Genomic DNA, 26,549 nt, shown 5'->3' with positions numbered 1-26,549 from the left:
CGCGGTAAAAAAATGTTGACAGGATCCGGCTTTGCCTCCAGTATTACCGGCTCCCTAGGCTATGTAGCTCAGCCGGTTAGAGCACAGCACTCATAATGCTGGGGTCGGTGGTTCGAGTCCACCCATAGCCACCAAGGGAGCAGGGAAACAGCTCTCACAATTTTATAGCCCCGTCGCCAAGCGGTAAGGCACCTGACTCTGACTCAGGCATTCGGAGGTTCGAATCCTTCCGGGGCTGCCAGACAAGAAAGACCAGATCGAAAGATCTGGTCTTTTTTTGTGCCAGCTTAGCGTCAAGGCGGATCTTGGATTCCCACGGGGCCGCATGCGATACTTGCACCTGCACTTTGCCCCGTCGCCAAGCGGTAAGGCACCTGACTCTGACTCAGGCATTCGGAGGTTCGAATCCTTCCGGGGCTGCCAGACAAGAAAGACCAGATCGAAAGATCTGGTCTTTTTTTGTGCCAGCTTAGCGTCAAGGCGGATCTTGGATTCCCACGGGGCCGCATGCGATACTTGCACCTGCACTTTGCCCCGTCGCCAAGCGGTAAGGCACCTGACTCTGACTCAGGCATTCGGTGGTTCGAATCCATCCGGGGCAGCCAGATTCAAGAAGGCCAGATCCAACGATCTGGCCTTCTTTCTTTGCAAAATCCGATCCCGCGCAGGACTGAGCCAGGCCCAAGGCCGTCACCCGCTGGCGCAAACCGGCACAACGGCAACGCCCTCGGAGAGCCGCAGGGTTGGCCGAATCCGCCCGCCCCCTGTCAGTCTCCACATGCGCCGGAAAGACAACAGGCCCGTACCGGGATGGTCTTTCCGCCACCCATCCGGAGACATCACACCCCGGAAGCCTGGCAACCTTCCGCGCCACTGGAAAAACGCCGGCGACAGGCGCCACTTCAGGCCCGCCCAGCACCGGCCGCAAACCGCAAACCGCAAGCACTCAACTTCAACGGCCAGGAGCGGACCGGGCACCGGCAGCCCATACAAACAGGCGCGCCAGCACCACTCCGGCAGGATGTGCCTGGCGACACAACCGCCACCCCGGCCCACGCCAGAACGCCCTTTCCCCGATAAAGCCCTCGCCAGCGCAGCCAGCGGCCACAGCCAAAACCGGTGGCCGGAAACAACAAAAGCCCGGACAAGCCGGGCTTTTGTTTCGCAACCAGCCGGGCAACCGGAGTTGCCCGATCCAGCGCGCCGGATATCAGCGCTTGGAGAACTGGGTCGCGCGACGGGCCTTGTGCAGACCGACCTTCTTACGCTCGACTTCACGGGCGTCACGGGTCATGAAGCCAGCCTTGCGCAGCTCGGACTTCAGGGTTTCGTCGTACTCGACCAGCGCCCGGGCGATGCCCAGACGGATCGCACCGGCCTGACCGGTGGTGCCGCCGCCAGCGGCGGTGACCTTGATGTCGAAGCTTTCGGTGTTGTTGGTCAGCTCCAGCGGCTGGCGCACGATCATGCGCGCGGTCTCACGGCCGAAGAACTCGTCCAGCGGACGGTCGTTGACGGTGATGTTGCCGGTGCCCTTGCGCAGGAACACGCGGGCGGTGGAGGACTTGCGGCGGCCAGTGCCGTAGTTTTGAGTGATAGCCATGATTAGATATCCAGAACTTGCGGCTGCTGAGCGGCGTGCGGATGCTCGGAACCCGAGTACACCTTGAGCTTGCGGTACATGGCGCGGCCCAGCGGACCCTTCGGCAGCATGCCCTTGACGGCGGTTTCGATCACGCGCTCCGGATGGCGCTCAAGCGCCTGAGCCAGGCTCTCGCTCTTCAGGTTGCCGATGTAACCGGTGAAGCGGTGATACATCTTGTCCTGCAGCTTCTTGCCGGTGACGACAATCTTCTCTGCATTGATGACGACCAGATAGTCGCCCGTATCAACGTGGGGGGTGTAAACCGGCTTGTGCTTGCCGCGCAGGCGGCGGGCCAGTTCGGTTGCCAGGCGACCAAGGGTCTTGCCGTCGGCGTCAACGAGGTACCAGTCACGCTGGACGGTCTCGTTCTTTGCAGTGAAAGTGCTCATAAAGAACTCAGGTTAGGTCGGGCTCATTACGGCGAAAACACGACCGGAACTCTGCCACGCGTTGTGAAAATGGTGAAACACAAGACGACGGACTATACGGGAGACACCACTCGCGCGCAAGCCTGCGGCCTCCGTGCGCCCGGCCCGGCTTGGCAGGCCGGTAGCCACCGGCGAGAATCAGCGCACTGTCTTCATCCGCGAGCACCATGGCCGCTACCCGTGTAATCACTCCACTGGATCACCTGCTGACCGAGGTGCAACGCGCCTTGGATACGGCGTTGGGCAATCCGCCGGCCAGCCGCCCCAACCCGGCCCGCGATACTCCGGATGTGGTGCTTGAGGACGATGAACGCCGGCATGCCGCCGGACTGATGCGCATCAACCATGTCGGCGAAGTCTGCGCCCAGGGCCTGTATTTTGGCCAGGCCGCGGTGGCGCGCGATCCCTCCACCCGCGCCCATCTGCTGGAGGCGGCGCAGGAGGAGACCGACCACCTGAGCTGGTGCGCCGACCGCCTGCGCGAACTGGACAGCCGCCCGAGCCTGTTCAACCCGCTCTGGTATGCCGGCAGCTATGCGATCGGCACCCTGGCCGGACTGCGCGGCGATGGCTGGAACCTCGGCTTCGTGGTGGAGACCGAACGCCAGGTCGAGGCGCATCTGGACGAACACCTGCAGACCTTGCCCGCCGCCGATCAGCGCAGCCGCCAGATCCTGAAAGTGATGAAAATCGACGAGGCCCGCCATGCCGATCATGCCGAACAGGCCGGGGCACGCCGGCTGCCGTTTCCGATTCCGGCAGTGATGGCGCTGGCCTCCAGGGCGATGAAGGCCGTGGCCTACCGCCTGTAACCGCTCAGCCCGATACCAGTTTCAGGCCGACCACGCCGGCCACGATCAGGCCGATACAGGCCAGCCGCGGCCACGACGCGCTGTCGCCAAACAGCACGATGCCCAGCAAGGCCACGCCCAGCGCGCCGATTCCGGTCCAGACCGCATAGCCGGTGCCGACCGGAATGGTGCGCAGCGCCTGGGTGAGCAGCCACAGGCTGATGCCGGCGAACACCACCGTCACCACGCTTGGCCACAGCCGGGTGAAGCCTTCGCTGTACTTCAACCCCAGCGCGAAGCCGATCTCGAACAGCCCGGCCAACAGCAGATAGATCCAGGGCATCTGGACGCTCCTATGGTTCCAAAAACAAAACGGCCCGAAGCTTTCGCTCCGGGCCGCCGTCGGCACATGTCTGCGGATCGAACCACAGGGCGGGCCGTCCCGCCTTTGTTCAGCAGCGCAAACACAATCGTCCGCGCCAGCACCGCATGCAACCGTCACTCGGCCAGATTGCGCCCATGGAACAGCTCTTCGATCTCGCGGCGCAGCAGCGCCTCGATCTTCATGCGCTCCTTGAAGGACAGGTTCTTGGCCTTCTCCTCGAACAGGTACTGGTCCAGGTCGAAGTCCTTCAGGTGCATCTTCGTGTGGAAGATGTTTTCCTGATAGACATTGACGTCGAACATCTCGTAGCGCGACTTGATGTTCTTGGCCAGGAAGTTCTGGATCGAGTTGATCTTGTGGTCGATGTAGTGCTTCTTGCCTTTGACATCGCGGGTGAAGCCACGCACGCGGTAATCCATGATCACGATGTCCGATTCCAGACTCTCGATCAGGTAGTTCAGCGCCTTCAGCGGCGAGATCACGCCACACGTGGCCACGTCGATATCGGCGCGGAACGTGGCGATACCCTCCTGCGGATGCGTTTCCGGATAGGTATGGACGGTGATATGGCTCTTGTCCATATGCGCCACCACGGCATCGGAGATCAATTCCTTGCCGGCCTGCTTCTTGTCGATCACCGGCTCTTCGGAAATCAGGATCGTGACCGACGCCCCTTGCGGGTCGTAGTCCTGGCGGGCGATGTTGAGGATGTTGGCGCCGATGATCTCGGCCACATCGGTGAGGATCTGCGTCAGGCGGTCAGCGTTGTATTCTTCATCGATGTATTCGATGTAGCGCTGGCGCTCCTCTTCGGTGCGCGCATAGCAGACGTCGTAGATGTTGAAGCTCAGCGCCTTCGTGAGGTTGTTGAAACCTTGCAGCCTCAGGCGAGGCAACGGCTTGACCACGGCGGTCGATCCTGTAAATGGTGGGAAAGGATCAATTATGGGGCAAACCGCCCCACGGCGAAACGTGTCGTGGTACTCATGTTTGCCCCGGCCGACGCGCGTCGTTAAGCTTGGCTGTCAAGCTTACTCATCTCTGACGTGAAGCCTCCATGATTCCAGGGACTGCCAACATCGTGTCCAACGTGCGCCTTGCCACCAGTCCACTCACTCTGGATATCGCCACCATCGACCGCTTTCTGGCCCACAGCCACCGCCGCCGCTACCCGGCGCGCACGGATGTGTTCCGCCCGGGCGATGCCGCCGGCACCATGTATTACGTCATCAGCGGCTCGGTCAGCATCATCGCCGAGGAAGAAGAAGACCGTGAACTGGTGCTGGGCTATTTCGGCAGCGGTGAATTCGTCGGCGAGATGGGCCTGTTCATCGAATCGGACAAGCGCGAGGTCATCCTGCGCACCCGTACCCCGTGCGAACTGGCCGAGATCAGCTATGAGCGGCTGCACCAGCTGTTCCTGGGCCCGCTTTCCACCGACGCGCCGCGCCTGCTGTATGCCATCGGCTCGCAGATCTCCAAGCGCCTGCTGCATACCAGCCGCAAGGCCAGCCGCCTGGCGTTCCTGGATGTCACCGACCGGATCGTGCGCACCCTGCACGACCTGGCCAAGGAACCGGAGTCGATGAGCCACCCGCAGGGCACCCAGCTGCGGGTCTCGCGCCAGGAGATCGCCCGCCTGGTGGGCTGCTCGCGGGAAATGGCCGGCCGGGTACTGAAGAAGCTGCAGATCGACGGGCTCCTGCATGCACGGGGCAAAACCGTGGTGCTGTACGGTACCCGCTGACGCCGGCTGACTGCGGGCCCGGACACGGCTGTATCGATGGAGTTTGGCAGCGAGTTCTACTGGTTCATCCTGATTGGCCTGGGCGCGCAGCTGGTTGACGGCGCACTGGGCATGGCTTTCGGGCTGGTGTCCTCGTCGGTAATGCTGAGCATGGGCCTGCCACCGGCCGCGGTCAGCGCCAGCATCCACACCGCCGAAGTCTTCACCACGGGCGCCTCCGGCGTTTCCCATCTGGTGGCGGGCAATGTCGACCGCAGACTTTTCCTGCGCCTGGCCCTACCCGGCGCGGTGGGCGGCGCGCTGGGCGCCTACGTGTTGACGCAGCTGCCGGGCGAGCTGATCCGCCCGTTCATCTATGTCTATCTGCTGGTGCTGGCGGTCTTCATCCTGCTGCGCGCGGCCGGCAAGTTCATGCCCACCCACGAAGTGAAGCGGGTGCCGCTGCTGGGTTTCTTCGCCGGCCTGCTCGATGCCAGCGGCGGCGGCTGGGGACCGGTGGCCACCTCCACCCTGCTGGCCCGGGGCGGCCAGGCACGCACCACCATCGGCACCGTCAATGCGGCCGAGTTCATCGTGACGACCGCGATCTCGGCCACCTTCCTGCTGTCGATGGGCCTGCAATACGTGTCCATCGTGGCCGGCCTGCTGGTCGGCGGCATGATGGCCGCGCCGATCGCCGCGCTGCTGGTCAAGCGCGTACGCGAACGCTGGGTGCTGATCGCGGTCGGCACGCTGGTGCTGGCGATCAGCCTGTTCCATATCGGCACGGCCGTGTGGAAGTTGCACGGCGGCTGAGTCGGCTCAGGCCGGCGGCTCTCCGGCGCGATCGCGGCAGCCCCAGTTGAGGATCGGCGTACCGGGCGGCAGCACCTGCTGGAACATGCGCACGCGCGCGGCCTTGGGATTGACCACCACCGGCGCCTTGGCCGCCTTGAGCAGCGGCAGATCGGCGCTGCTGTCCGAGTACGCCACGTCGATGTCGCCGTAACCGCGCTCGCGCAGCATCCGCATCTTTTCTTCGTGGTGGCAGTGGCGCGTGGCCGTCACCGCCCCCAGGCGTGGACCGACCTGGCTGCCAATCACCGGTACATCCTGCTGGGCGACGAACGCAAGGATCGCGCGCGCCAGCTCCGGCGGTGCCCCGGTGGCCACCACCACCCGGTCACCGTCGGCGCGGTGCCGGGCGAATACGGCCAACGCATGCGGCAGCAGGCGGCGGCGGATCTCCGCCTCGTGGGTGAGCACGTAGCGGTCAATCACGGCGTTGAACTCGCGCGCCCGGTGCAGGCCGAACGTGGCAATCCACACATAGCCGGAAATGCCGCGGCGCCGGGTCGGCAGCAACGCCACCAGCGGCCCGAGGATCGGCGTGGCCAGCAGCGCCACCAGCAACCGCAGCGGATTGCCACGGATCAGCCAGGCGAACAGATGGCTGCCCGAATCGCCGTCGTAGAGGGTGTGATCGAAATCGAAAACAACCAGGGGCGCATCATCGCGCGGGGTCGGATAGGTCTCAGTCATTGGCGAAGAATAGCTGACGCAGCGCATCGCCCGGCTCGGCGGCGCGCATGAACGCCTCGCCGACCAGGAACGCGTTGACCCCCGCTGCTCGCATGCGCTGCACGTCGGCCGGGCCGAGGATGCCGCTCTCGGTCACCAGCAGGCGATCGCGCGGCACCGCCATGCGCATCTCCAGCGTGGTATCCAGCGACACCTCGAAGGTGCGCAGGTTGCGGTTGTTGATGCCCACCAGCGGCACCGGCACCTGGATCGCGCGCTCCAGCTCGTCGATGTCATGCACTTCCACCAGCACATCCATCTGCAACTGCATGGCCAGGTCCGACAGCTGCGCCAGCTGCCGGTCATCCAGCGCCGAGACGATCAGCAGCACGCAGTCGGCGCCGAGCACGCGCGCCTCATAGACCTGGTACGGATCGATGACGAAATCCTTGCGCAGCACCGGCAGCGAGCAGGCATCGCGCGCCTGCTGCAGATAAACATCCGCGCCCTGGAAGAAGTCCACGTCGGTCAACACCGACAGGCAACTGGCACCGCCGAGCTGGTAACTCACCGCGATCTCGGCCGGATTGAAGCCGGCGCGGATCACGCCCTTGGACGGGCTGGCTTTTTTCACCTCGGCAATCACCGCCGGATCGCCATTGGCAATGGCCACCTGCATGGCCTGCGCAAAACCGCGCACCGGCGGCGCATCGGCCACCCGGGCGATCAACTCGGCCAACGGCACCCGCGCACTGCGCTCGGCCACTTCCTGCGCCTTGCGCGCCAGGATCGTATTGAGAATGTCACTCATGGTGTCTGGATTCCTGAAGAGCCGGCCTCTGTCGAGCAGACCGGCGGATGACGGAAGAAGGGTCAGGGCGACGGCGCCAGGCGCCGGGTGGCCGCCACATACTCCTGCATGCGCGCGCGCGCACTGCCATCGGCGATCACCGCGCGCGCGCGCGCCAGACCATCGGCAATGCTGTCGGCCACCCCGGCCACATACAGCGCGGCGCCGGCATTGAGCGCGACGATATCCAGCGCCGGACCGGGCTGGTTGTCGAGCACGCCGCACAACATCGCGATCGACTCTTCCGGGCTGCCCACCTGGAGGTTGCGACTGGCGGACATGGCGATGCCGAAATCCTCCGGATGGATTTCGTATTCCCGCACCTTGCCATCGCGCAGCTCGCCGACCAGGGTGCCGGCCCCCAGCGAAATCTCGTCCATGTTGTCGCGGCCCCACACCACCAGTGCGCGCTCGGCGCCCAGTTCGCGCAGCACGCGTGCCTGGATACCGACCAGATCGGGATGGAACACGCCCATCAACACGTTGGTGGCGCCCACCGGATTGGTCAGCGGCCCGAGGATGTTGAAGATGGTGCGCACACCCATCTCGCGCCGCACCGGAGCCACCACCTTCATCGCCGGGTGGTGCATCGGCGCGAACATGAAGCCGATGCCGGTCTGCTCGATCGCCCGCGCCACCTGCTGCGGGTCCAGCTCGATCACCGCGCCCAGTGCCTCCATCGCATCGGCACTGCCGGACTTGGAGGACACGCTGCGGTTGCCATGCTTGGCCACCTTGGCACCTGCGGCGGCCGCCACGAACATGGTGCAGGTGGAAATGTTGAAGGTATGCGAACCGTCACCGCCGGTGCCGACGATATCCACCAGCCGGGTCTTGTCGGCCACCACCACCGGCAATGCGAACTCGCGCATCACGGTGGCGGCACCGGCGATTTCACCCACGGTTTCCTTCTTCACGCGCAAGCCGGTGAGGATCGCCGCGGTCATCACCGGCGACACTTCGCCACGCATGACCTGGCGCATCAGGTCGACCATTTCGTCGAAGAAGATCTCCCGGTGCTCGATCGTGCGTTGCAGCGCTTCCTGGGGGGTGAAGGTCATTGAAAAACTCCGGAATCAGTGCAGCAGGATGTAATCGCTTTGCGGATGCGCGGGCCGGTGCGGCCCTGGCACCAGGTGCACAAAACGGCCACCGACCACGTCGATGGGCAGACAGTCGTCCACGTCGAGCAGCGCGTCCTTGTGTGGCGCAAGCCAGCCCGGATCGATCCGGCTTTTGGCGGCGTGGCCGGCCTCGGCCGCATCGCCGGCGACCACCAGCAGGTAGCGGTGCGCCTCGCCGAAGTGCCCGGGCACATAGCCGCCGAGATTGACGAAGAACAGCCGCGGCTGGCCGGGTGCCGTGGCGCTGCCGGCAAAATGCAGCTGCCAGCCATCGACGCCTTCGACCTCCAGCCACGAGTCGATATGCACGCCCTTCTGCTCGCCGAACCACTGCTGCCGCAGCTGTGCATGGGTGGCATCAAGATTCGCGGCGACCGCGAAGGCGACGTCATGCACCTCGGTCCTGGCGCGGGCGTGGCGCCCGCCCAGCATCACCACGAACAGTCGCAGCGCGGTGGCGCCCCTCACGCCGGACGCTCCAGGAAATTCCTCAGCAACGCATGGCCATGTTCGGTGAGGATCGATTCGGGATGGAACTGCACGCCCTCGACCGGATGCCCGCGATGGCGCAGGCCCATGATCTCCTCCATCGAACCGTCTTCGTTCTCGGTCCACGCGGTGATTTCCAGGCACGCCGGCAAGGTGGTCTTGTCCACCACCAGCGAGTGGTAGCGCGTGGCCTGGTAACGGTCCGGCAGGCCGGCGAACACGCCCTTGCCTTCATGCCGGATCGCCGAGGTCTTGCCGTGCATGATGTTGCCGGCGCGGATCACGTCGCCGCCGTAGACCTGGCCGATGCCCTGATGGCCCAGACACACCCCCAGGATCGGCGTGGTCGGGCCCAGCCGCCGGATCAGCTCCAGCGACACGCCCGCCTCGTTGGGCGTACACGGGCCGGGAGATATCACGATGCGCTCGGGCGCGAGCGCGGCGATCTCATCGACGCTCATCGCGTCGTTGCGCACCACCTTGACCTCGGCCCCCAGCGTCTGCAGGTACTGCACGAGGTTCCAGGTGAAGCTGTCATAGTTGTCGAGCATCAACAGCATGGGATTTTCCTGCTTGGATTCGGTGGCCGCAACGCGGCGTTACAGGCCTTTGGCGGCCTGCGCGACGGCGCGGAACAGCGCACGGCCCTTGTTCATGGTCTCGTCCCATTCCTTGCCGGGATCGGAGTCGTAGACGATGCCGGCGCCGGCCTGCACATGCAGGCGGCCGTCCTTGATCACCGCGGTGCGGATCGCGATCGCGGTATCGGCATCGCCATGCCAGCCGATGTAGCCGATGCTGCCGGCATAGACGTTGCGCTTGATCGGCTCCAGTTCGCGGATCACTTCCAGTGCGCGGATCTTCGGCGCGCCGCTGACGGTGCCGGCCGGGAACGTGGCGCGCAGCACATCGGCATAGCTCAGGCCGGGCTGCAGCTTGCCGGTGACTTCGCTGACGATATGCATGACATGGCTGTAGCGCTCGATCACGAACTGCTCGCCCACTTCCACCGTGCCGGGCCTGGAGACGCGGCCGACGTCGTTGCGGCCCAGGTCGATCAGCATCAGGTGTTCGGCACGTTCCTTCGGATCGGCCAGCAGTTCGGCTTCCAGCGCGTTGTCTTCCTCCGCCGTGGCCCCGCGCGGACGGGTGCCGGCAATCGGGCGCACGGTGACTTCACCGTCCTGCAAGCGCACCAGGATTTCCGGCGAGGAACCGACCACCTGCACGTCGCCGACGTCGAGGAAATACATGTACGGCGACGGATTCAGCGCGCGCAGCGCACGGTACACATCGACCGGACGCGCGGTGAACGGCACGCTCAGGCGCTGGCTCAGCACCACCTGGAAGATGTCGCCGGCGCGGATGTAATCCCTGGATTTCTCGACCGCGGCGATGAAGCCTTCGCGGGTGAACCCGGAGACGAAGTCGTTCTCGTCCAGCACCTCGCGGGTGATCGGTGCCGGATAACCGGCGCCAGGGGCGCGCAGCTTGGCCACCAGCAGATCCAGCCGCGCCTGCGCGTCCTCCCAGGCGCCGGGCTGGCTGGGATCGGCGTGCACGATCAGGTACAGCCGGCCCTTGAGGTTGTCGAACACCGCCAGTTCTTCGGAATGCAGCAGCAGGATGTCCGGGGTGCCCAGCTCGTCGCGGCCGCACGGCGGTGCCAGGCGCGGTTCGATGTAACCGATGCACTCGAATCCGAACCAGCCGACCAGGCCGCCGGTGAAACCCGGCAGACCGGCCAGTTTCGGCACCGAGTGGGCGCTGCGCAGCGCCTCGACCTCGGCGAACGGATCGGCCACCTCGCGGGTTTCCACCACCGCACCGTGATCGCTGACGGTAAGCGTATGGCCGTGGAAGGCATACACCCGGCGCGCTGGCAGACCGATGATGGAATAGCGGCCGAAGCGTTCGCCGCCTTCGACCGATTCAAACAGGTAGGTATGCGGGCCGTCGGCGAGCTTCAGATACACCGAAAGCGGCGTGTCCAGGTCGGACAGCACTTCGCGGACAACGGGGATGCGGGTGTGGCCTTCAGCGGCCTGCTGCTGGAACTGCTCGAACGTGTTCAAGACGACTTTCCTTCCGGGAAACGGCGATGGCGGTACGGACGACGGCTACAGGCCACCATCGCCACCAGCGGCGAACGGAAGAAGGAATATGCGGGGTCGTCAGAGTGGGCACCGTCCAACTTTACCGCAACTGCCCGGTGGCGTGGGCAGGTGCGGGCAAAGGATCTGATGGCCTGTACCCGGCCGACCTGCGCCGTTGCGTCATGAACGCGGAGTAGCCGCCTCGCCGGAGTTGCGACGATGGCCGCCTTTGCGCGGCCACCTGGAAAATGCCGGGAAGCGCCGGAAGAACCAACGCCAGCCGTATGCCGCAGCCTCAGCCCGCGGCGAACTTGCGCAGCGCCTCGCCTTGCATCCGGTACACGGTCCACTCGCTCTGCGGCTTCGCGCCGACCGCCTCGTAAAAAGCGATGGCCGGGGCGTTCCAGTCCAGGACCGACCACTCGAAACGACCGCAATCGTTGTCCATCGCGATCCGCGCGATGTGCTGCAGCAGCGCCTTGCCGGCCCCCCGACCGCGATGCCCGGGGCTGATGTACAGGTCTTCCAGGTACAGGCCGTTGCGGCCGAGCCAGGTGGAATAGTTGAAGAAATACACCGCGTAGCCGACCGGCTCCCCGGCCACTTCGCAGACCAGCGCGAACGCCTTGGCATCGGGGGCAAACAGGCTGGCGCGGATGCCGGCTTCATCGGTCTGCACCGATGATTCGGCTTTTTCGTAGATCGCCAGTTCGCGGATGAAACGCAGGATCAGCGCCGCATCCGCAGCAGTGGCCGGGCGGATGTGCATGGCGCCCGTACTCATGACGGCGTCACCGGAAGGCGCCGGACGCTGTCGCCGGCATCGCATACAGACCACCGCTCCCCGCGCAGGACCAGGCCTGCACCGCGAGTGCGCCGGCGCACCATGCAACTCACCCCCGCACCGCGGCGACGTTGGCGCGCATCTGCGCGATCACTGCGGCGTAGTCGGGCGCGTTGAAAATCGCCGAGCCGGCGACAAAGGCATCGGCCCCGGCCGCGGCAATCGCGCCGATGTTGTCGGGCTTGACCCCGCCATCGACTTCCAGCCGTACCGGCTTGCCGAGCGTGTCGATCATCGCCCGCACCGTGCGCAGCTTGTCCAGGGTGGCCGGAATGAACGTCTGCCCACCGAAGCCCGGGTTGACCGACATCAGCAGCACCAGGTCCAGGTCTTCCAGTACCCAGTCCAGCAGGTCGACCGGCGTGGCGGGATTGAGCACCAGTCCGGCCTGGCAGCCGTGCGATCTGATCAGCTGGATGGTGCGATGCACGTGGCGACTGGCTTCGGGGTGGAAGCTGATGATGCTGGCACCGGCCTCGGCGAAGTCCGGCACGATGCGGTCCACCGGCTCGACCATCAGATGCACGTCGATCGGCGCGGTCACGCCGTGCGTGCGCAGGGCCTGGCACACCATCGGGCCGATGGTCAGGTTGGGCACGTAATGGTTGTCCATCACATCGAAGTGCACCCAGTCGGCACCGGCGGCGATCACGTTGTCCACCTCCTCGCCCAGCTTGGCGAAGTTGGCCGACAGGATGGACGGGGAAATGATGCAGTTGGACATGGCGATGGCCTTCAGCGCTTGCGCAGGGTTCTGATGCGGTCGTAGGCGGCGTTGATCTGCCGCGCCCTCTTTTCGGCCTGTGCGCGCAGCTCCGGCGCCGCACCGATGACCTTGTCCGGATGGTATTGCGACATCAGCCGGCGGTAGGCCAGATCGACCTCGTCATCGGTGGCGTCGCGGGTCAGGCCCAGCTCGCGATAGGGCAGGTCCTTGCCCAGCTGGAACCAGTCGCTGTCAAAGGCATGCCCGAGCAACAGGCCGATGACCGCACCGAACAGCGGATTGGGCCTGAAAAGCAGGGCACCAGCGATGAATCCGAGCAGCTTTCCGTACCAGCGCATGGACAAGTGGCCAGCCTTGATGAAATTGGACCGCCATTTTACGCCACGGCGGCCCCGGACGGCCTTACACTAGGCCGCCCGCCGTCCAGCCGCGGGCCCCCCGGGTCCCGAGCCGACGGCATCATCGCCAAGTCCCAGGAGTGCCCGTGCCCACCACGCTGTTGCAATCCGATCTCCCCGGCCTGCCCTTGCGCCATCGCGGCAAGGTGCGCGACGTTTTTGATATCCCGCGCGAACGCCTGCCTGCCGACACCCCTGCCGGGGACTACCTGCTGATGGTCGCCACCGACCGTCTTTCCGCCTTCGACGTGGTGCTGCCCGACCCGATCCCGGGCAAGGGCGAGATGCTGTGCCAGGTGTCCAACTTCTGGTTCAAGCTGACCGAGAACCTGATGCCCAACCACCTGACCGGGATCGACGTGGCCAGCGTGCTGCCCGCCGGTGTCGACCCGGCGCTGTATGCCAAGCGCGCGGTGGTGACCCGCCGGCTCAAGCCGGTGCCGGTGGAGGCGATCGCCCGCGGCTACCTGATCGGCAGCGGCTGGAAGGATTACCAGCGCACCGGCAAGGTCAGCGGGATCGAGCTGCCCAACGGCCTGCAGCAGGCGCAGAAGCTGGCCGAGCCGATCTTCACCCCGTCCACCAAGGCGGCGGTCGGCGATCACGACGAGAACATCGACTTCGATGCGATGGTCCGCAGTGTCGGCGCCGATCTGGCCGAGCGCGTGCGCGATGCCACGCTGCGCCTGTACCGGTTCGCCAGTGACTATGCGGCCGAACGCGGCATCCTGCTGGCCGACACCAAGTTCGAATTCGGTACCGACGCCGACGGTCGGCTGTACATCATGGATGAGATGCTGACCCCGGATTCATCGCGCTACTGGCCGGCCGACGAGTACCAGGTGGGCACCAGCCCGCCCAGCTACGACAAGCAGTTCGTGCGCGACTACCTGGAAACGCTGGACTGGAACAAGACCGCGCCGGGCCCGTCGCTGCCGGCCGAGGTGATCGAGCGCACCCGCGCCAAGTACGCCGAAGCGCTGCAGAAGCTGGCCGGCATCCATCTCGACTGAGCCAGGGGCGGCGCTGCGGGCCGCCCCGCCTTCCCGCGCGGCCTCCCCTGCTGCGCGGCATGCGGCGCCGGGCGTCGCGCTATGCTGCGCCGATTGATGGGAGGGAGCCATGGACATCCGCGCCGCGCGGCCGATCGACCGCTATTTCGCCAGTTATTCCAACGACCACCGCAATGAAACCAACCAGGCCGTGCATGTGGTCGCGGTGCCGGCCATCCTGTGGTCGGCGGTGGCGCTGCTGTGGTGCCTGCCGCCGCTGATCACCTGGTTCCAGAACGGCATCTGGGCGGCGCTGGCGATGTTCGCCGCGTGGATGTTCTACAACCGGCTGTCACGGCCGCTGGGCCTGGGCATGCTCGCCATCTTCTTCGTCTTCGCCTGCAGCTGCCGCCTGCTGGAGGCCGAGCTGGGCCTGCGCAGCCTGATGTGGCTGGCGTTGGGCGTGTTTGTGCTGGCATGGATAGCGCAGTTTGTCGGCCACCGGATCGAGGGCCGCCGCCCCAGCTTCCTGACCGACCTGGTGTACCTGCTGATCGGCCCGGTCTGGGTGCTGGCCAAGCTTTACCGGCATCTGGGCTGGCGTTACTGAGCGGGCTTTTCCGGGGCAATGAACATCGCCGCTTCCGGCAGGAATGGACGCGGCGCATAACCGAAGTCCCGGCGTGCCGGCTCCAGGTCGAACACCAGCGGCGCACGCATACGCTGCACGGTGGCGCCATTCATTCCGGGTAATTTTCCCGCCGCCTGCGCGATGCGCACCGCCCATGCGAAAACCCCCGCCGGCACCTGCAGCAGGCGCGGGCGCGGGGACAGCGACGCCAGCACCCGGCGTACCATTTCGCTGTAGGCCAGCATCTCCCCGCCGCCGACGGCATAGGCCCGGCCTGCCGTTGCCGGATGCTCGAGCACGGCCAGCGCCGCATCGGCCAGATCCTGCACGTGCACCGGCTGACGCAGGCCGTTGGCGTTGGCGGGAAGCACAAAGAAACCGCTGCGGCGGGCCAGCGCCGCGATCGCGCTCAGGCTCTGGTCGCGCCCGGCGCCGTATACCAGGGTCGGCCGCAGCACCGTGGCGGCGACATTGCGCGCAGCGGCGGCAGCGAACAATTGCGTTTCGGCCTGGCGCAGGCGCTGGGCGACATCGCGCTCGGCCGCTTCGGCCGAAGCCTGCTTGACCTCGACACTGGTCGATCCAAACGCCACCACGCGCGGCGCATCGACGGCGGAACGCGTATACCAGCGCGCGAAGTGATCCAGTGGACCGCAACTGAACACCGCATCGAAGTGCCCGACCTCCGCGCCCCAGGGTTGCGACAGATCCCCCCGTCGCCACTGCAGCCCCGGCTGTGACGGGTGCGCGCGGCGCGAGACGGCCAGCACCTGCCAGCCGGCGGCCCGCAGGTTGGCCAGCAGCCGCTCGCCGATCTGGCCGCTGCCGCCAAATACCAGCGCGTGCGGCCGCAGGGGGGTGTTTTCAGGCTGGACATCCATGTCCCTAGGATAGGCGATACGGCCAAGGCGGCCGGCGCCAACGCGTGTGGACCGCTGATGTGCGCCGTGTTCCCGGCCCTCAAAGGGGCGCCCTCCACCGGGCGGCCATGCGCTCGCGCGGATCCGCGAGCCGGCGCATGCCGCAGCCAAGTGGCGGTGTGGCGGCGCCAGCCAGATCCCACGGCGGCGCGGCTCGCCCCCTGCCGGCCATGCCCTGGCCTGGGCAGCGCCAGCTGCGGGCAGTCCATCGATCACGGAAAACCCCCGATCCATGGCCAGCCCACGGCAAGCTGTCACCTTCCGCACCGCGGCACCCTCGCCGGCGCCCGCTGCGCTGATTGGCACCCTAATCCGACATAAAACAACGGGTTCCAAGCGCAGGTCAGGGTATCTGTGGAGAAAAGCCGCCTGCTAGACTGACCGGCCTGCTCGCGAATCGCGCATTCCCTGCATGACCTGGTTTCTGGAAATCCTGCTCGCCTTGCCCTTCCTGATGGCAACGGCCGTGGCGTTGTCACCCCGTCTGTCCCGTTCCGCGATTGCGTGGATCGCCGCCTGCGCGCCCCTGCTGGGCCTGGGCCTGCTGGCGATGATGAGCCCGGCGGTCCTGGCCGGCGAGGTCATGCGCAGCAGCCACCCGTGGCTGCCGCAGATCGGGCTGGCGTTCTCGCTGCGGCTGGACGGACTGGCCTGGATGTTTGCCGGGCTGGTACTGGCGATCGGCGCACTGGTGGTGATGTACGCGCATTACTACCTGTCGGCCAGGGACAGCGCGCGGCGCTTCTTCTGCTACCTGTTGCTGTTCATGGGCGCGATGCTGGGCATGGTGCTGTCCGGCAACCTGCTGTTGCTGATGGTGTTCTGGGAGCTCACCAGCATCAGCTCGTTCCTGCTGATCGGTTTCTGGTCGCACCGCCAGGATGCCCGCGACGGCGCCAGCATGGCGCTGGTCATCACCGGCGGCGGCGGTCTGGCGCTGCTGGGCGGGGTGCTGCTGATCGGCCGCATCGTCGGCAGTTTCGAGCTGGATGCAGTGCTGGCCTCGGGCGAGCTGATCCGCGCCAGTGCGCTGTACCCGTGGGCATTGGGACTGGTGCTGGTGGGCATCTTCACCAAGAGCGCGCAGTTTCCGTTCCACTTCTGGCTGCCGCACGCGATGGCCGCCCCGACCCCGGTGTCGGCCTACCTGCACTCGGCCACGATGGTGAAGGCCGGCGTGTTCCTGCTGGCGCGGCTGCATCCGGCGCTGGCCGGCAGCGACCTGTTCTTCTACACCGTCAGCGGCATCGGCGCGCTGACCCTGCTGATCGGCGCATGGAACGCGATCTTCCAGCACGACCTCAAAGGCCTGCTGGCCTATTCGACGATCTCGCATCTGGGCCTGATCACCCTGCTGTTCGGGTTGTCCACGCCGATGGCGGTGGTGGCCGGGGTGTTCCACATCCTCAACCACGCCACCTTCAAGGCCTCGCTGTTCATGGCCGCCGGCATCATCGACCACGAGACCGGCACCCGCGACATGCGCAAGCTCGGCGGCCTGCGCCGGCTGATGCCGGTCACCAGTGCGCTGGCGATCATCGCTTCGCTGGCGATGGCCGGCATCCCGCTGCTCAACGGCTTCCTGTCCAAGGAAATGCTGTTCGCCGAAGCGCTCGGCACCCAGGGCCCGGACCCGATGCGCTGGGCGATCTCCCTCACCGCGCTGCTGGCCGGTGTGCTCGGCGTGGCCTACAGCCTGCGCTTCGTGCACGACACCTTCTTCGGCGCCGGTCCGCGCGCTATCGCCGTGGTGCCGCATGAGCCGCCGCGCTGGATGAAGATTCCGGTCGAGGTGCTGGTGCTGGTATGCGTGCTGGTCGGCATCCTCCCGGCGGTGACCGTCGGCCCGGTGCTGCATGCCGGCGCCGCAGCCATCCTCGGCGCGGCCATGCCCAGCTACAACCTGGCGCTGTGGCACGGCTGGAACCTGCCGCTGGCGATGAGCCTGGTCGGGGTGATCGGCGGCATCGGCCTGTATTTCGGCCTGCGCCGGCTGCTGGATCTGTACGCCGTGCGCGAGCGCCCGGTAGGCAAGCAGCTGTTCATGCAGGTGATGGAGGCGCTGTTCGGCTTTGCCCACCGGCTCAGCCAGCGGCTGGCCAATGGCAGCCTGCAACGCATGCTGCTGGCGCTGGTGGTGGTGGCGATCGTGGCCGCCGCCGCGCCGTTCGTGGCCCAGCCGGCATGGCCGGCCTGGGCGGCGCCGCAGCCGATGCCGCTGCTGGGCTGGATGCTGTGGCTGGTGATGCTGGCCTGTGCGCTGGCCTGCCTGTTCCTGTACCGGCAGCGCCTGCTGGCGGTGATCGTCACCGGCGGGGCCGGGCTGATGGTCGCGCTGGTGTTCGTGTTCCTGTCGGCACCGGACCTGGCGTTGACCCAGCTGCTGGTGGAAATGGTGACGCTGGTGCTGCTGCTGCTGGGCATGAACTACCTGCCGGCGCAGTCGCCACCGGAACGCTCGCGCTGGCGCCAGCGCCGCGATGCGTTGATCGCCATCGTCGCCGGCACCGGCCTGGCGGCGCTGGCCTACACCGCGATGACGCTGCCGCCCGACACCATGGCCGGGGAAATGCTGGCCCGGGCGCTGCCTGAAGCCTATGGCCACAACGTGGTCAACGTGATCCTGGTCGACTTCCGCGGGTTCGACACCTTTGGCGAAATCACCGTGTTCGGCATCGCCGCACTGGTGGTGCACGCGATGCTGCGGCGCTCGCGGATGGCGCCGGAGCAGGTCATGCCCGGGCCGCCGATCAAGCTGCCGGTGCCGGCCGATCTGGCGCAGATCATGTTCCCGTTGACGCTGACGGTGTCGATCTTCCTGTTCCTGCGCGGCCACAACGCGCCCGGCGGCGGCTTCATCGCCGGGCTGGTGCTGGCGGTGCCGCTGCTGATCCAGTACGTCATCCAGGGCACGGTGTCGGTGGAGTCGCGTTTCGGCTTCGACTACATCCGCTGCATCGGCCTGGGCCTGCTGATCGCCATCGCCAGCGGCTGCGCCTCGATGCTGTTCGGCGTGCCGTTCCTGACCAGCGGGCACCTGGAGCTGCAGCTGCCGCTGATTGGCGACGTGCCGCTGGCCAGTGCCATGGGCTTTGATACCGGCGTGTATCTGGTGGTGTTTGGCGGCGCGATGCTGATGCTGTCGATGATGGGCACGATCAAACCCTTGCGCACCGGCACCGCCCGCCACGGCGAGATCGACCCCACCCGCCGTTCGGCCCGCACCGGAGAGATGCACTGATGGAACTGGCACTGGCTTCGGCCATCGGCGTGCTCGCCGCGATCGGCGTGTACCTGCTGCTGCGCGCACGCAGCTTCGACGTGATCCTGGGCATGACCTTCCTGTCGTATGCGACCAACCTGCTGATCTTCGCCGGCGGCCGGCTGGTCTCGGGCAAGGCGCCGGTGCTGAGGGACGGCATCGACAGCACCCTGGCCCACTACACCGACCCCTTGCCGCAGGCGCTGGTGCTGACCGCGATCGTGATCGCCTTCGCGATGACCGCCGTCAGCATCGTGCTGGCGATGCGCAGCCGCAGCGACAACCGCAGCGACCATGTCGACGCCTGCGAGGCGCCAGCGCCCAGCGCGGCCGGGCAGCGCCGGGAACGCGCATGAACCATCTGGTGATCCTGCCGGTCCTGATCCCGGCGCTCGGTGCCGCGCTGTCGCTGTTTGTCGAACACCGCCGCTACGGGCCGCGGGTCCAGCGTTCGGTGGCCTGGGTCACGATGACGCTGCTCGGCGCCGCGGTGGCGCTGCTGTTCGCGCAGGCGGCGCACGGCGATATCCATGCCTATCTGCTGGGCGACTGGCCTTCGCGGCTGGGCATCGCGCTGGTCGCCGACCGCCTGTCGGTGTGGATGCTGGCCACCACCACGCTGCTGGCCGGCGCCTGCCTGCTGCATGCCTGTTCGGGCTGGGACCGGCGCGCGCCGCACTTCCACGCGCTGTTCCAGTTCCAGCTGGTGGGCCTGAACGGGGCCTTCCTGACCGGCGACATCTTCAACCTGTTCGTGTTCTTCGAGGTGATGCTGATCGCCTCCTACGGCCTGCTGCTGTCCGGTGGCCGCGGCCTGCGCATGCGCATCGGCCTGCACTACGTGGTGTTCAACGTCACCGCCTCGACCGTGTTCCTGATCGCCCTGGGCCTGCTCTATGCCAGCCTGGGCACGCTCAACATGGCCGAACTGGCGCAGCGCATCGCCGAGGTTCCGCCTTCGCACCTGAAGCTGGTGAAGGCGGCCATGGGCCTGTTGCTGCTGGTGTTCTGCTCCAAGGCCGCGCTGCTGCCGCTGTACCTGTGGCTGCCCGAAGCCTATGCCCGCGCGCCGGTGGCGGTGGCGGCGCTGTTCACGGTGATGACCAAGGTCGGCCTGTATGCGGTGCTGCGGGTCAGCGCGCTGTGGTTTGGCGAGCCGGCCGGCGCCATGGCCGGCTATGGCAGCCAGTGGCTGCTGTGGGCCGGTATTGCCACCTTGGTAGTGGGCGCGCTGGGGGTGCTGGCGGCGACCCGGCTGCGGGTGCTGATCTCGTACCTGGTGATCGTCTCGGCCGCCACGCTGTTCATCGCCTTCGCGCTGGGCAACGCGCAGGTACTGTCGGCCGGGCTGTACTACCTGCCGCACAGCACCTTCGTAGCCGCCGCGCTGTTCCTGATCGCCGACCTGATCCGCCGCCGTCGCGGCAGTGGCGAGGCCCGTCGCGACACCATCGCGCCACTGCCCGGCAAGGCCGGCCCCGCCCTCCTGTTCCTGGTCGCGGCGGTCTCGGTGGCCGGGCTGCCGCCGCTGTCCGGCTTCCTGGCCAAGGCCGCGCTGCTGGCCGGGGTGCCGGCCGGCGCCACCGCCGTGGTGTGGACCGCCGTGCTCGGCAGCAGCCTGCTGGTGATCATGGGCCTGCTGCGCAATGGCGTCCGCCTGTTCTGGCGGGTGCCCGACGGCCTGCCGGCGCAACCGGCGACCGCGGTGCGGATTCCGCGCGTGGAAACCCTCGCGGTGCTGCTGCTGCTCGGCTTTGGCGTCGCCATGACGCTGGCGGCCGGCCCGTTGATGCGCTTCACCGATGCGGCCGCCGCGCAGCTGCTGCAGCCAGGCCAGTATGTGGAAGGACTGCGGGCCACCCTGCCGGAGATGCGCCAGCCATGAGCTCCAAGCGCCCCCTGTTGCGACGGCTGTTTCCGTCCACACCACTGAGCTGCACGGTGCTGCTGTTCTGGCTGCTGCTGTCGGACAGCTTCAGCGCCGGCACGATCGTCACCGGTCTGCTGCTGGGGCTGGTGATCCCGCTGTTCGCCGCGCGGCTGGACCGCGAGTTTGCCCGCATCGGCTCGCTGCGACCGTTGCCGGGGCTGGTGGCGGTAATGCTGTGGGACATCCTGGTGTCCAACATCCGCGTGGCGATCCAGGTGCTTGGCCCGGAAAAGCGGCTGCATCCGGGCTTCATCTGGGTGCCGCTGGATATCGGCAACATCCACGGCATCGCCGCGTTGACCAGCCTGATCACGTTGACCCCCGGCACGGTGTCGGCGGCGCTGTCCGATGACCGCAGGTACCTGCTGGTGCACGTGCTGCACCTGCATGACGCCGAGGCGCTGATCGCCGAGATCAAGGCGCGCTACGAGGCGCCGCTGATGGAGCTCTTCCCGTGACCGGACACATGTTCATCCACCTCACCATCGGCGCGTGCATGCATGTGGTCGGCCTGGCGATGCTGCTGGCGCTGTGGCGGCTGCTGCGCGGCCCCACCCTGCCCGACCGCATCCTGGCGCTGGATACGCTGTCGGTGACGGCGATCGCCGAGCTGATGCTGTTCGGCATGTACCTGGATTCGCCGATCTATTTCGAGGCCGCGCTGATCATCGCCATGCTCGGCTTCGGCAGCACCGTGGTGCTGAGCAAATACGTGCTGCGCCGGGACATCGTCGAATGATCACCTTCATCCAGATCAGCCTGTCGATCCTGCTGATGATCGGCTGCTTCTTCATCCTGGTCGGTGCGCTCGGGCTGGTGCGGCTGTCGGATTTCTTCAAGCGCCTGCATGCCCCGACCAAGGCCAGCACGCTCGGCGTGGGCTGTGTGCTGGCCGGCTCGGTGGCATACCACATCCTGCTGGGCGAGGACCCACAGCCGCGCGAACTGCTGATCACCGTGTTCCTGTTCATCACCGCGCCGGTCAGCGCGCACCTGATGGCCAAGGCGGCGCTGTCGCTGATGATGGAAAGCCGGCCCAAGCTGCCGGGCAGCGAGGCCGCCAAGGACGAGGCCTTGCCGCCGCCGGCAGCGGACCCCGACAGCCACGCCTGAGCGCTGGCCGGCCAATGCCCTTGCCAGTGCATCCGGCCGGGTAGCACCGGCCACCGGTCGCCACGGCCCGGCCGCGACGCCAGACAAAACGGATTCCGCGGCGCTGCAACGCTTCCGGAAACGCCGATCCGTTGCCGGCGACCTCGGCGCGGCGCCTCACACCAGCAGCGCCAGCTCCAGCGCGACCCAGGCCAGGAACGCGAGCAGCAGCACCGCGCCCTCGCGCCGGCTGATGCGCAGGTCGCCGCGCAGCATCGGGTAGAGCATCAGCACGAACACGATCGCCGCCGGCAGTTCCAGCCGCACGAACGAAGCCGGCAACGGCATCGGCCGCAGCGCCGCCATGCCCCCAATGATCACCAGCACATTGAACAGGCTTGAGCCGATCACATGGCCCACCACCATGTCGCCCTGGCCGCGCCGCGCCGCGGCGATCGCCGCGGCCACTTCCGGCAACGCGGTGCCGATGGCCACCGGCAACAGGCCGGCCAGCAGCGGCGACATGCCCCAGCCGGCGCCGATCACCGGCGCCGCCTGCACCACCCAGCGCGCGCCGTAATACAGCAGCACGCTGGCGACCAGCAGACGGAACAGGTTCAAGCCCAGCAGCGTGCGCGTGGCCGCATAACCGGCGATCGTGGCCTGCAGTTCAACCGGTTCGCGCCGGGCGCGCCGGAGCAGAAACACCAAGACCGCGACAAAGCCCAGCAGCAGCACGAGGCCTTCGCCGCGACTGATCACCCCGTCCAGTCCAAATGCGATCAACGCCAGCGTGGCGACCGCCAGCAGCACCAGCAGCGGCGGCAGCAGACGCGTGCGTACCAGCAGCGGCGCGGCGAGGGCCGCCAGCGCCAGGGTCAGGCCGACATTGACGATATTGCTGCCAACCGCATTGCCCAGCGCCAGCTCCTGCGCACCGACCGCGAAGGCGCGCGCGTTGACCGCCAGTTCCGGCAGCGAGGTACCGAAGGCCACCAGCAGCAGGCCGGCCACGAAGGGCGAGGCGCCGAAGCGCTGCGCCAGTCCCGAGGCCGCCTTGACGATGGAGTCGCCGCCCAATGCCAGCAGCAGCAGGCCCAGCAGGAACAGTCCGATAGCTTCCAGCATGTCATTTCACGTTTGGCGGTGGTGCCGCGATTCTAGTGCGCGCACGTGCGCCGTGCGGGCCTGACCGCACGCTGCCACATCATCCATCTGCGGCGGCAGCTATCCGGCCGCCGGCACGCTGAAGTTGCCGCGCAGGCCGTTCCAGCAGGCCTGGTAGGCCGACTGTCGATGGCCGGCGGCCATCGCCTGGGCTGTGGGACGGATCACCGCGCGGGTCTCGAACATGAAGGCCATGGTGTCGCGGATCACATCGGGCCTGGACAGATCGGCCGCCGAGGCCTTGTCGAAGGTGGCCGCGTCCGGGCCGTGGCCGCTCATGCAGTTGTGCAGCGAGGCGCCGCCGGGCACGAAGCCTTCGGCCTTGGCGTCGTAGGCGCCGTGGATCAGGCCCATGAATTCACTGGCGATGTTGCGGTGGAACCACGGCGGACGGAACGTGTCCTGCGCCACCAGCCAGCGCGGCGGGAAGATCGCAAAGTCCATGTTGCTGGTACCGGGGGTATCGCTGGGCGAATGCAGCACCAGGAAGATCGACGGATCCGGATGGTCGTAGCTGATCGAGCCGATGGCGTTGAAGCGGCGCAGGTCGTAGCGGTATGGCGCGTAGTTGCCGTGCCAGCCGACCACGTCCAGCGGCGAGTGGCCGATATCGGCGCGCCACAGCCGGCCACCGAACTTGGCGACCAGTTCGAACTCGCCCTGCCGGTCCTCATAGGCGGCATGCGGGGTTTCAAAATCGCGCGGGTTGGCCAGGCCGTTGCTGCCGATCGGGCCCAGGTCGGGCAACTTCAGCAGCGCGCCGAAGTTCTCGCAGATATAGCCGCGCGCCTGCCCGTCCGGCAGTTCGACCCGGAAGCGCACGCCCCGCGGAATCACCGCGATCTGCTGCGGCTCGATCTCGACCACGCCCAGCTCGGTGAGCAGCCGCAGCCGCCCCAGCTGCGGCACGATCAGCAGCTCGCCGTCGGCGTTGTAGAAATAACGGCCACGCATGTCGGCATTGGCCGCATACAGATGGATGCCGACGCCGCCGTGCGCATCGGGCGAGCCGTTGCCGCCCATCGTGTACAGCCCCTCGATGAAATCGGTGGGCGTGGCGGGCAAGGGCAGCGGATTCCAGCGCAGCTGGTTGGGCGAGACCTCGGCCCGGCTGAAATCGCCCTGCAGCTGCGGCTGCGCGAACGGGGTGAACTGGCCATGCATCACCGCCGGGCGGATGCGGTACAGCCAGCTGCGGCGGTTGCTGCCACGCGGCGCGGTGAACGCGGTGCCGGTCAGCTGTTCGGCATACAGGCCATGGGCCACGCGCTGCGGCGAGTTGCGCCCCACCGGCAAGGTGCCGGGCACCGCCTCGGTGGCGAACTCGTTGCCGAAGCCGGATTGATAACCGTTGCTGACCATCGCAGACCTGCCTGTGTGTGTTCTTTGGGCCCCACTCCGCAAGGGAGCGGGCCTGCCAGTGTTTTCCTTCAAGCCCCCCGCCGGGAGAAGGGCTTCAGCACGTCGGCTTACAGCACGCCGCGCTTGATCTGGTCGCGCTCGATCGACTCGAACAGCGCCTGGAAGTTGCCTTCGCCGAAGCCTTCATTGCCCTTGCGCTGGATGATCTCGAAGAAGATCGGGCCGATCGCGTTCTGGGTGAAGATCTGCAGCAGTTTGCGCTGCTTGGTTTCCGGGTCGGCGTCGATCAGGATCTTGTTCTGGCGCAGCCGCGGCACATCCTCGCCATTGTCGGGAATACGCAGATCGATCACGTCGAAATAGCTGTCCGGCGTGTCGAGGAATTCCACGCCCTGGGCGCGCATCGCCTCGACGGTGTCGTAGATGTTGTTGGTGAAACAGGCGATGTGCTGGATGCCCTCGCCCTTGTAGGCGTCCAGGTATTCGTTGATCTGGCTCTTCGGATCGGAGGATTCGTTGAGCGGGATGCGCACGATGCCATCCGGTGCGGTCATCGCCTTGGACACCAGCCCGGTCTTGGCGCCCTTGATGTCGAAGTAACGGATCTCGCGGAAATTGAACAGGCGCTCGTAGTAGTCCGACCACTGCTGCATGTTGCCCAGGTACAGGTTGTGGGTCAGGTGGTCGATGAAGGTCAGCCCGAACCCGCTCGGGTTCTGGTCGGCGCCGGGGATCGGCGCGTAATCGGCGTCATAGATGCTGCCGGCCGCGCCATAGCGGTCCACCAGATACAGCATGCAGTCGCCGATGCCCTTGATCACCGGCGCGGGTACGGCGCGGGTGTCGGCCAGCTCGGTGGCCTGTTCGGCGCCATTGTCCAGCGCCGTGGCCAGCACCTCGGCGGCCGGTTTCTGGAAGCGGATGGCGAAGCCGCAGGCGCTCGGGCCGTGGGCCTGGGCGAACTGCGCGGCGAACGAATCCGGTTCTTCGTTTACCAGGAAGTTGACGCCGCCCTGACGGTAGACGGTAATAGCACGCTGCTTGTGGCGGAGCACGGCAGTGAACCCCATGCTTCGGAAGTAGTCGTGCAACCGGGCGCCCTGCCCGGCCGGCGCGGCGAACTCGACAAACTCGAACCCGTCGATGCCCATCGGGTTTTCGAACGTGGTCACCTGCATACCCGGATCGGGTGCGTGGGAGGCGGTGCTGAGTGGGGTATTCATCGATTGTCTCCAGAAACGTGGCCGTGTCCGCGACGCGGATGCGGGGCAAGAAGACACGCGCCTTGGGTGCGGGTCGAACCTGAGGTTATAGTTTCACATGAAACCACCATCAAGGTGCACTGCAGCATGAGTCCTTCCGAATACCACCCTTCCAGCCCGGTTCGCACCTCGCGCGTGCTGCTCGACCTGGAACAGTTCCTGCCCTACCGCATCAGCGTCCTGTCCAACCGGGTCAGCGGCAATATCGCCAAGCTCTACGGCGACCGCTATGGCCTGTCGATCCCCGAGTGGCGGGTGATCACGGTGCTGGCGCTGTACCCGGGGCTGTCGGCCAGCGAGGTGTCCGACCGCACCGCCATGGACAAGGTGGCGGTCAGCCGCGCCGTGGCCAGACTGCTGGAGCGCGGCTTCATCAAGCGTGAAACCCACGGTGATGACCGGCGCCGTTCGGTGCTGGCGCTGTCGGCGGCGGGCTTCGAGGTGTACGAGACCGTGGCGCCACTGGTGATGGAAGTCACCCGCAAGCTGATGTCGGTGCTGACCGAGGAAGAGGAACAGACCCTGGAAAAGCTGATCACCCGCCTGGCCGATGCCGGGCTGGTGCAGATGGCGACGATGGACTGAGCGTCCCCGTGTGGAGCGCCATTGGCGCTCAGCTCAGATGCTTGCGCCGGGCATAGATCCACGGCGCCGACAATGCGGCGATCGCTCCACCGGCAAAACCCAGCGCGGCGGCCACGGCGGCCGCTTCAACCCGCCCCGGCAGGGCCAGCGCGGCGATCAGCAGCAACGTCGCCGGCAGGCCGATGAACGAGGCCAGGAAGAAGCGCCAGCGCGGCACCCAGGTGTGCAACTGCATCAGGCTGGCGCCGGCCCAGGCTTCGCCGGCCTGCTCGCGGCGGACGCCCTCGGCCACCCGCGCCAGATCCACCTCGACCGCGCCCGG

The 26,549-nt window shown here is 66.7% G+C and carries 29 protein-coding genes, 3 tRNA genes and 1 pseudogene; 15 read left to right on the top strand and 18 right to left on the bottom strand.

Translation table 11 applies throughout. From position 1 onward, the window contains the following. The first annotated feature begins 57 nt into the window (after positions 1-57). The 3 genes from QZH66_RS07120 to QZH66_RS07110 all read left to right on the top strand — a co-directional run bounded on the left by QZH66_RS07120 (position 58) and on the right by QZH66_RS07110 (position 605). A tRNA-Met gene (locus tag QZH66_RS07120) sits at positions 58-134 on the top strand. 32 nt (positions 135-166) lie between these two features. Next, positions 167-241 (top strand) — tRNA-Gln (locus QZH66_RS07115). 289 nt (positions 242-530) lie between these two features. Continuing rightward, positions 531-605, top strand: a tRNA-Gln gene (locus QZH66_RS07110). Between the two features lie 605 nt (positions 606-1,210). Here the strand turns inward: QZH66_RS07110 and rpsI are convergent. Further along, on the bottom strand, positions 1,211-1,603 hold the full coding sequence (gene rpsI, locus QZH66_RS07105) for a 30S ribosomal protein S9 (protein ID WP_305805254.1): 393 nt from the start codon (positions 1,601-1,603) through the stop codon (positions 1,211-1,213). A 2-nt stretch (positions 1,604-1,605) separates the two neighbouring features. Beyond that, positions 1,606-2,034: a 50S ribosomal protein L13 gene (gene rplM / locus QZH66_RS07100; protein WP_305805253.1), complete on the bottom strand. Its 429-nt coding sequence runs from the start codon at positions 2,032-2,034 to the stop codon at positions 1,606-1,608. Between the two features lie 206 nt (positions 2,035-2,240). Here rplM and coq7 point away from each other — a divergent pair, with 206 nt between their 5' ends. Further along, positions 2,241-2,885, top strand: coding sequence for a 2-polyprenyl-3-methyl-6-methoxy-1,4-benzoquinone monooxygenase (gene coq7, locus QZH66_RS07095; RefSeq protein ID WP_305805252.1), 645 nt, complete (start codon positions 2,241-2,243; stop codon positions 2,883-2,885). A gap of 4 nt (positions 2,886-2,889) precedes the next feature. On the opposite strand, the gene sugE is transcribed toward coq7, so the two are convergent. Further along, positions 2,890-3,207: a quaternary ammonium compound efflux SMR transporter SugE gene (gene sugE / locus QZH66_RS07090; protein ID WP_305805251.1), complete on the bottom strand. Its 318-nt coding sequence runs from the start codon at positions 3,205-3,207 to the stop codon at positions 2,890-2,892. A gap of 155 nt (positions 3,208-3,362) precedes the next feature. Then, complete coding sequence (gene speD / locus QZH66_RS07085; protein ID WP_305805250.1) at positions 3,363-4,157, bottom strand: adenosylmethionine decarboxylase; 795 nt, start codon at positions 4,155-4,157, stop codon at positions 3,363-3,365. 149 nt (positions 4,158-4,306) lie between these two features. Here speD and crp point away from each other — a divergent pair, with 149 nt between their 5' ends. Continuing rightward, positions 4,307-4,996 carry a cAMP-activated global transcriptional regulator CRP gene (crp, locus tag QZH66_RS07080; protein ID WP_305805249.1) on the top strand — a complete coding sequence of 230 codons (690 nt, stop codon included), beginning with the start codon at positions 4,307-4,309 and terminating at the stop codon, positions 4,994-4,996. 36 nt (positions 4,997-5,032) lie between these two features. Continuing rightward, positions 5,033-5,791, top strand: coding sequence for a sulfite exporter TauE/SafE family protein (locus tag QZH66_RS07075; protein ID WP_305805248.1), 759 nt, complete (start codon positions 5,033-5,035; stop codon positions 5,789-5,791). A gap of 6 nt (positions 5,792-5,797) precedes the next feature. Here the strand turns inward: QZH66_RS07075 and QZH66_RS07070 are convergent, their stop codons facing one another. The 9 genes from QZH66_RS07070 to QZH66_RS07030 form a co-directional block, all read right to left on the bottom strand. After that, positions 5,798-6,517, bottom strand: a complete 720-nt coding sequence (locus QZH66_RS07070; protein ID WP_305805247.1) for a haloacid dehalogenase-like hydrolase — start codon at positions 6,515-6,517, stop codon at positions 5,798-5,800. After that, a complete protein-coding gene (gene trpC / locus QZH66_RS07065) occupies positions 6,510-7,307 on the bottom strand; it encodes an indole-3-glycerol phosphate synthase TrpC (RefSeq protein ID WP_305805246.1) in 798 nt (265 codons plus the stop codon). The genes QZH66_RS07070 and trpC overlap by 8 nt, the downstream gene beginning before the upstream one ends. 62 nt (positions 7,308-7,369) lie before the next feature. Next, positions 7,370-8,407, bottom strand: coding sequence for an anthranilate phosphoribosyltransferase (gene trpD, locus QZH66_RS07060; RefSeq protein ID WP_305805245.1), 1,038 nt, complete (start codon positions 8,405-8,407; stop codon positions 7,370-7,372). A gap of 15 nt (positions 8,408-8,422) precedes the next feature. After that, on the bottom strand, positions 8,423-8,938 hold the full coding sequence (locus QZH66_RS07055; RefSeq protein ID WP_305805244.1) for a DUF1543 domain-containing protein: 516 nt from the start codon (positions 8,936-8,938) through the stop codon (positions 8,423-8,425). Continuing rightward, positions 8,935-9,519, bottom strand: a complete 585-nt coding sequence (locus tag QZH66_RS07050) for an aminodeoxychorismate/anthranilate synthase component II (RefSeq protein ID WP_305805243.1) — start codon at positions 9,517-9,519, stop codon at positions 8,935-8,937. The genes QZH66_RS07055 and QZH66_RS07050 overlap by 4 nt, the downstream gene beginning before the upstream one ends. A 39-nt stretch (positions 9,520-9,558) precedes the next feature. Beyond that, on the bottom strand, positions 9,559-11,034 hold the full coding sequence (gene trpE / locus QZH66_RS07045; protein WP_305805242.1) for an anthranilate synthase component I: 1,476 nt from the start codon (positions 11,032-11,034) through the stop codon (positions 9,559-9,561). Positions 11,035-11,350: 316 nt separating this feature from the next. Beyond that, positions 11,351-11,839: a GNAT family N-acetyltransferase gene (locus tag QZH66_RS07040; protein WP_305805241.1), complete on the bottom strand. Its 489-nt coding sequence runs from the start codon at positions 11,837-11,839 to the stop codon at positions 11,351-11,353. Between the two features lie 109 nt (positions 11,840-11,948). Continuing rightward, complete coding sequence (rpe, locus tag QZH66_RS07035) at positions 11,949-12,623, bottom strand: ribulose-phosphate 3-epimerase (protein WP_305805240.1); 675 nt, start codon at positions 12,621-12,623, stop codon at positions 11,949-11,951. A gap of 11 nt (positions 12,624-12,634) precedes the next feature. Further along, positions 12,635-12,964, bottom strand: a complete 330-nt coding sequence (locus tag QZH66_RS07030; protein WP_305805239.1) for a DnaJ domain-containing protein — start codon at positions 12,962-12,964, stop codon at positions 12,635-12,637. Between the two features lie 146 nt (positions 12,965-13,110). Here QZH66_RS07030 and QZH66_RS07025 point away from each other — a divergent pair, with 146 nt between their 5' ends. Beyond that, positions 13,111-14,037 (top strand): phosphoribosylaminoimidazolesuccinocarboxamide synthase, encoded by a 927-nt coding sequence (locus QZH66_RS07025; protein WP_305805238.1) that lies wholly within the window; start codon positions 13,111-13,113, stop codon positions 14,035-14,037. A 109-nt stretch (positions 14,038-14,146) separates the two neighbouring features. Then, positions 14,147-14,626 (top strand): Mpo1-like protein, encoded by a 480-nt coding sequence (locus tag QZH66_RS07020; protein WP_305805237.1) that lies wholly within the window; start codon positions 14,147-14,149, stop codon positions 14,624-14,626. Here QZH66_RS07020 and QZH66_RS07015 read toward each other — a convergent pair. After that, complete coding sequence (locus QZH66_RS07015) at positions 14,620-15,528, bottom strand: NAD-dependent epimerase/dehydratase family protein (protein ID WP_305805236.1); 909 nt, start codon at positions 15,526-15,528, stop codon at positions 14,620-14,622. The two genes, QZH66_RS07020 and QZH66_RS07015, sit on opposite strands and share 7 nt — an antisense overlap. A gap of 451 nt (positions 15,529-15,979) precedes the next feature. Between QZH66_RS07015 and QZH66_RS07010 the strand changes: the two genes are divergently transcribed. The 6 genes from QZH66_RS07010 to QZH66_RS06985 are packed head-to-tail and all read left to right on the top strand — an operon-like array spanning position 15,980 to position 21,872. Next, entirely contained in the window at positions 15,980-18,808 is a 2,829-nt protein-coding gene (locus QZH66_RS07010) for a monovalent cation/H+ antiporter subunit A (RefSeq protein ID WP_305805235.1), read from the top strand. After that, positions 18,808-19,185 carry a Na+/H+ antiporter subunit C gene (locus QZH66_RS07005; protein ID WP_305805234.1) on the top strand — a complete coding sequence of 126 codons (378 nt, stop codon included), beginning with the start codon at positions 18,808-18,810 and terminating at the stop codon, positions 19,183-19,185. The genes QZH66_RS07010 and QZH66_RS07005 overlap by 1 nt, the downstream gene beginning before the upstream one ends. Further along, a complete protein-coding gene (locus tag QZH66_RS07000; RefSeq protein ID WP_305805233.1) occupies positions 19,182-20,714 on the top strand; it encodes a monovalent cation/H+ antiporter subunit D in 1,533 nt (510 codons plus the stop codon). Before QZH66_RS07005 ends, QZH66_RS07000 begins: the two co-directional genes overlap by 4 nt. Next, positions 20,711-21,217 (top strand): Na+/H+ antiporter subunit E, encoded by a 507-nt coding sequence (locus QZH66_RS06995; protein ID WP_305805232.1) that lies wholly within the window; start codon positions 20,711-20,713, stop codon positions 21,215-21,217. Before QZH66_RS07000 ends, QZH66_RS06995 begins: the two co-directional genes overlap by 4 nt. Then, on the top strand, positions 21,214-21,498 hold the full coding sequence (locus tag QZH66_RS06990) for a K+/H+ antiporter subunit F (RefSeq protein ID WP_305805231.1): 285 nt from the start codon (positions 21,214-21,216) through the stop codon (positions 21,496-21,498). The genes QZH66_RS06995 and QZH66_RS06990 overlap by 4 nt, the downstream gene beginning before the upstream one ends. After that, positions 21,495-21,872 carry a Na+/H+ antiporter subunit G gene (locus QZH66_RS06985; protein ID WP_305805230.1) on the top strand — a complete coding sequence of 126 codons (378 nt, stop codon included), beginning with the start codon at positions 21,495-21,497 and terminating at the stop codon, positions 21,870-21,872. Before QZH66_RS06990 ends, QZH66_RS06985 begins: the two co-directional genes overlap by 4 nt. A gap of 156 nt (positions 21,873-22,028) precedes the next feature. Here the strand turns inward: QZH66_RS06985 and QZH66_RS06980 are convergent, their stop codons facing one another. The 3 genes from QZH66_RS06980 to hppD all read right to left on the bottom strand — a co-directional run bounded on the left by QZH66_RS06980 (position 22,029) and on the right by hppD (position 25,603). Continuing rightward, the gene (locus QZH66_RS06980) at positions 22,029-22,979 is read right to left on the bottom strand and encodes a calcium/sodium antiporter (protein WP_305805229.1); all 951 of its coding nucleotides are present in this window, start codon (positions 22,977-22,979) and stop codon (positions 22,029-22,031) included. Positions 22,980-23,078: 99 nt separating this feature from the next. Beyond that, positions 23,079-24,380 (bottom strand): homogentisate 1,2-dioxygenase, encoded by a 1,302-nt coding sequence (gene hmgA / locus QZH66_RS06975; protein WP_305805228.1) that lies wholly within the window; start codon positions 24,378-24,380, stop codon positions 23,079-23,081. A 107-nt stretch (positions 24,381-24,487) separates the two neighbouring features. Beyond that, positions 24,488-25,603 carry a 4-hydroxyphenylpyruvate dioxygenase gene (hppD, locus tag QZH66_RS06970; RefSeq protein ID WP_305805227.1) on the bottom strand — a complete coding sequence of 372 codons (1,116 nt, stop codon included), beginning with the start codon at positions 25,601-25,603 and terminating at the stop codon, positions 24,488-24,490. Positions 25,604-25,729: 126 nt separating this feature from the next. Between hppD and QZH66_RS06965 the strand changes: the two genes are divergently transcribed. Continuing rightward, positions 25,730-26,227 (top strand): MarR family transcriptional regulator, encoded by a 498-nt coding sequence (locus tag QZH66_RS06965; RefSeq protein ID WP_305805226.1) that lies wholly within the window; start codon positions 25,730-25,732, stop codon positions 26,225-26,227. A gap of 28 nt (positions 26,228-26,255) precedes the next feature. Here QZH66_RS06965 and QZH66_RS06960 read toward each other — a convergent pair. Then, a pseudogene (locus tag QZH66_RS06960) lies at positions 26,256-26,549 on the bottom strand (hypothetical protein); the annotation flags it as partial.

Origin of the sequence: Stenotrophomonas sp. YIM B06876 (genome assembly GCF_030711595.1) — a bacterium.
Classification (GTDB): domain Bacteria; phylum Pseudomonadota; class Gammaproteobacteria; order Xanthomonadales; family Xanthomonadaceae; genus Stenotrophomonas.
Note: the sequence above shows the minus strand (reverse complement) of the source record. Positions and strands in the feature narration are given on the sequence as shown.